Below are 4049 nucleotides of genomic sequence, written 5' to 3' on the forward strand. Positions count from 1 at the left end.
GCGGCGGTGGCTTTAGTGGTGGCGGTGGACGTAGCGGCGGCGGCGGTGCGTCAGGTCGTTGGTAGTTTTGTATCTTGTTGCTAATTAATCATATAAAATTGTACTATGATTAACTAGAGCAATACACCTGAACTTAACTATTGTTGATTGCCAGTTTAATGATTAACTATAGTAATTAGACATAATAAAAAGCCACCTTTAACGGTGGCTTTTTATTTAACGAATAACAGCGAATATGCATTATTTTAATGGTGTTATCACTTCATCAATTTGTTGATTTAGACTTTCTAAACCAGCGCCTGATAAATACCATAAATCAGCAGTTAAATAGACCACTTTTGTGCCAGCTTCAGAGAGTGCTTGCTTATCAAAATAGTCATTATTTATCGCCTCTTTACCAATAGCCTTGCTACGGTCAATAACATAGATGATAGATGGTTTTTTACTCTTAATATATTCATTAGTTACCGCTACATACGCTGGTAATGCAGGTCTGCCTTCCTCTGATGGGGCTAATTTCATCGAAGAAAAGGCATTAACAGGTACCGCGCGTTTAACGTGTAATTCATCAAAAATAAGCGATGCATAAGCGCCTTGGTTTATAAGCATTACATGACCATCGTTGTGCATGGCAATGATGGCTGTTTTATCGGAATGATCAGCTATGTTTTGCGCATTCGCAATTTTTTCGTCTAATGCATGTAATTTTTCATCTACAACTTTTTCTTTATCAGCAATTTTACCTAAGAATGCTATTTTTTCTTTTACCTCTTTAACATAATGCTTATTGTCTTTAATACTGTAATTGAATGTTGGTGCAATGGCATTTAAATCTTGGTAAAAACCAGTTTGGCGAGCGCCAATAATAATAAGATCTGGTTTTGCTACTTTGATTTTATCTAAATCAGGTTGTTTCATTTGACCGGTATCCATCACCTTACTATTGTGATATTTGGCTAAATATTGAGGGATAGATGATGTAGGAGCACCTTTAATTCGATTACCTAAACCCAGCGCATTGATGGTATCTAATGCGCCAAAATCCATGACGATGATACGTTTTGGTAATTGAGGAATAGTCGTTTCCATTGCCGTTGTGGTTACTGTCGCCGCTTGAGTGGTTTCGGTCACCGAATTATGAGTGGTTGGCGCTTGACAACCGGTCAATCCTAATAAAAGCGCTGCAATGGCTGTAAGTGCTGGTTTTTTTAAGATCATTTTATTATCCTTATCAATATTATAAAAATGATAATTATTATCATTAAAGTTAGTGTTAACGTCTAGCAAAAGACTAATGTATACGTTAATTTAATAATAACGCATTGATATTTTTTTGTCATTTTATCTTATCAGGGTGTGCTTTAACAATATTGATACTGACTGACTAAAGTCATTAATCAACGAGAATATTCATTAAATGAATAGTTAATTGCGCCTATAATAGCAAAGATCGTATTTTACAAATGAGTAATTAACTAAAGATCATAACTGGTTAATGTGCTGTGTATTACTAGATTATTTGGTATTCGCTTTTTATTTCTAAGCAATTTAATCCGCTATTTTAGTGCAGATAAATTGTGTTTTCAGGCGTTTTGACGAAACGGCACCTCGTTAAATAACCCTTAATATTACTACAAATCCCGCCATGGCTTAGGTATGGTTCGATCTTGTATAGTTAATGTATTGATCATGGTAACCTCCATATTAAGGTCAGCCTACAGAGATAGAATGGATGATACGATCAATGATTTATTTACAAACCCATCAAATACAATCCATTTATTCATGCTATGAGCATAATAAGTACATTTATTTTGGTTATTTATAGTTTATTCATTCACTGGTTATCTAACCTTTTATCAGGTCCATGATTTTAGGTCAACTTAATAACAATATATAAAACACGCGATTAACCAGCACGGTCGATAACGTAATTGTTTAAAGCTAAGCATTGCGATTTTTCTGAAAAAGAGTATAATTCTGTGGCTTTTTATATACTCATATTTCTTTATATTTTAGGAAAAAAGAGTAAGGCAAATCATTAAATTTTAAGAGGAAGTTATGGTAACTATTCGTTTAGCTCGTGGCGGCTCTAAAAAGCGTCCATTCTATCAAGTGGTTGTCACTGATAGTCGTAATCCACGCGATGGTCGTTTTATCGAACGTGTTGGCTTTTTTAACCCTGTAGCACAAGGTAAAGCTGAAGAATTACGTTTAGATCTTGATCGTGTAAATCATTGGCTTGGTTTAGGTGCAACGGTTTCTGACCGTGTTGGTGCTTTAATTAAACAAGCTAAAAAAGCAGCTTAATTTGTTTGGTCAACAGCAAATGACAACGCCTGAGAATCTGATTATTGTTGGTAAGTTTGGTGCTTGCTATGGTATTCGTGGGTGGCTTAGGGTTTTTTCGTTTACCGAACAAGCTGGAAATATTTTTGCTTATCAACCTTGGTATATTCAGCGTGCTGGTACATGGCAAATCGTAGAAGTTGAAAGCTACAAACCACATAATCAAGATACAATTGTTAAAATTGTTGGAATTGATGATCGAGATATTGCCAATGCATTAACGAATGTAGACATTTATGTTAATGCCGATTTACTGCCTCAGTTAACTGACGGTGAATTTTATTGGAAAGATCTGATTGGTTGTCGTGTGGTCACCATTGGCGGTTATGATTTAGGTCAAGTGACTGAGTTAATGGAGACTGGCGCGAATGATGTACTGGTGGTCAAAGCAAATTTAAACGATGCATTTGGTAAAAAAGAACGGTTATTGCCTTTTGTTGAACAACAAGTTATAAAAAATATTGATCTCACAACGAGAGTAATTGAAGTTGATTGGGATCCCGCCTTTTAACCAGTATCAATAGGAGCGATGAATGCGAATTGGCATTATTAGCCTTTTTCCTGACATGTTCCAAGCGATCACTGATTATGGGGTAACAGGTCGCGCGGTAAAAAGCGGTCTGTTAACAGTTGAGTATTGGAACCCACGCGATTTTGCATATGATAAGCATAAAACGGTTGATGATCGTCCTTATGGCGGTGGACCGGGTATGCTCATGATGGTACAACCATTAAGAGATGCCATTCATGCGGCAAAAGCGGCAATGGGGGAGGATACCCAAGTTATTTACCTCTCTCCACAGGGACGCAAACTTGATCAAAATGGGGTTGTCGAATTATCGACATACCAGAAGTTAATTTTGATTTGTGGGCGGTACGAGGGTATAGATGAGCGGATCATTCAAACTGAAATTGATCAAGAATGGTCGATCGGTGATTATGTATTAAGTGGGGGTGAATTACCTGCTATGACATTGATTGATGCGATTTCACGGTTTATTCCGGGCGTACTTGGTCATGAGTCATCAGCAAAGGAAGATTCATTTGCTACAGGTTTACTTGATTGTCCTCACTATACTAGACCTGAGGTGTTAGATGGATTGGCGGTGCCAGCAGTATTACTCTCTGGACACCATAAAGAAATTCGTCGCTGGCGGTTGAAACAATCTCTAGGGCGAACTTGGCTCAGAAGAGAAGATCTTCTACAACGCCTAGCTCTGACTGATGAAGAGCAGAAATTACTTGCTGAATTTCAAGCTGAATATAGCAAGTAAGTGTGTGAGTAAACATTTCAGTTTAACTAGGAAGAGAATTATCATGAAAAATGCAATTATTAAGCAACTTGAAGATGAACAACTAAAGAAAGACGTCCCTGCATTCCGTCCTGGTGATACAGTGGAAGTAAAAGTATGGGTTGTTGAAGGTAATAAGAAACGTCTTCAGGCATACGAAGGTGTAGTTATTGCAATCCGTAATCGCGGATTACATTCTGCATTTACGGTACGTAAGATTTCTAATGGCGAAGGTGTTGAGCGTGTATTCCAAACACATTCTCCAATTATTGACTCAATTACGGTTAAACGCCGTGGTGCTGTTCGTCAAGCTAAACTTTACTATTTACGTGAACTACGTGGTAAAGCTGCGCGTATTAAAGAGCGTCTTAACTAATTTCACGCAAACTTATCTTAAAATGAAAAAAA

5 protein-coding genes are annotated in these 4049 nt (G+C 37.2%); 4 read left to right on the forward strand and 1 reads right to left on the reverse strand.

Features of this window, described 5'->3' with window-relative positions; all coding sequences use genetic code 11:
• Positions 1–240: 240 nt before the first annotated feature.
• Positions 241–1218, reverse strand: a complete 978-nt coding sequence (locus O970_RS08630; protein WP_024496704.1) for an ABC transporter substrate-binding protein — start codon at positions 1216–1218, stop codon at positions 241–243.
• A gap of 843 nt (positions 1219–2061) precedes the next feature.
• Here O970_RS08630 and rpsP point away from each other — a divergent pair.
• Genes rpsP through rplS form a run of 4 tightly spaced genes read left to right on the forward strand, consistent with a single transcriptional unit; the run spans position 2062 to position 4017 of the window.
• The gene (rpsP, locus tag O970_RS08635) at positions 2062–2310 is read left to right on the forward strand and encodes a 30S ribosomal protein S16 (protein ID WP_024496705.1); all 249 of its coding nucleotides are present in this window, start codon (positions 2062–2064) and stop codon (positions 2308–2310) included.
• A 19-nt stretch (positions 2311–2329) separates the two neighbouring features.
• Entirely contained in the window at positions 2330–2860 is a 531-nt protein-coding gene (gene rimM, locus O970_RS08640; RefSeq protein ID WP_036563143.1) for a ribosome maturation factor RimM, read from the forward strand.
• A gap of 22 nt (positions 2861–2882) precedes the next feature.
• On the forward strand, positions 2883–3623 hold the full coding sequence (gene trmD / locus O970_RS08645; RefSeq protein WP_024496707.1) for a tRNA (guanosine(37)-N1)-methyltransferase TrmD: 741 nt from the start codon (positions 2883–2885) through the stop codon (positions 3621–3623).
• Positions 3624–3666: 43 nt separating this feature from the next.
• On the forward strand, positions 3667–4017 hold the full coding sequence (gene rplS / locus O970_RS08650) for a 50S ribosomal protein L19 (protein WP_024496708.1): 351 nt from the start codon (positions 3667–3669) through the stop codon (positions 4015–4017).
• Positions 4018–4049: the final 32 nt, after the last annotated feature.

The organism is Candidatus Schmidhempelia bombi str. Bimp, from assembly GCF_000471645.3.
In the GTDB taxonomy this organism is placed as follows: domain Bacteria; phylum Pseudomonadota; class Gammaproteobacteria; order Enterobacterales; family Orbaceae; genus Utexia; species Utexia bombi.

What these genes read in the sequence shown, in the direction of transcription:
- O970_RS08630 (WP_024496704.1), bottom strand. Translation starts at nt 1,218, where the DNA reads ATGATCTTAAAAAAACCAGCACTTACAGCCATTGCAGCGCTTTTATTA.
- rpsP (WP_024496705.1), top strand. Translation starts at nt 2,062, where the DNA reads ATGGTAACTATTCGTTTAGCTCGTGGCGGCTCTAAAAAGCGTCCATTC.
- rimM (WP_036563143.1), top strand. Translation starts at nt 2,330, where the DNA reads ATGACAACGCCTGAGAATCTGATTATTGTTGGTAAGTTTGGTGCTTGC.
- trmD (WP_024496707.1), top strand. Translation starts at nt 2,883, where the DNA reads ATGCGAATTGGCATTATTAGCCTTTTTCCTGACATGTTCCAAGCGATC.
- rplS (WP_024496708.1), top strand. Translation starts at nt 3,667, where the DNA reads ATGAAAAATGCAATTATTAAGCAACTTGAAGATGAACAACTAAAGAAA.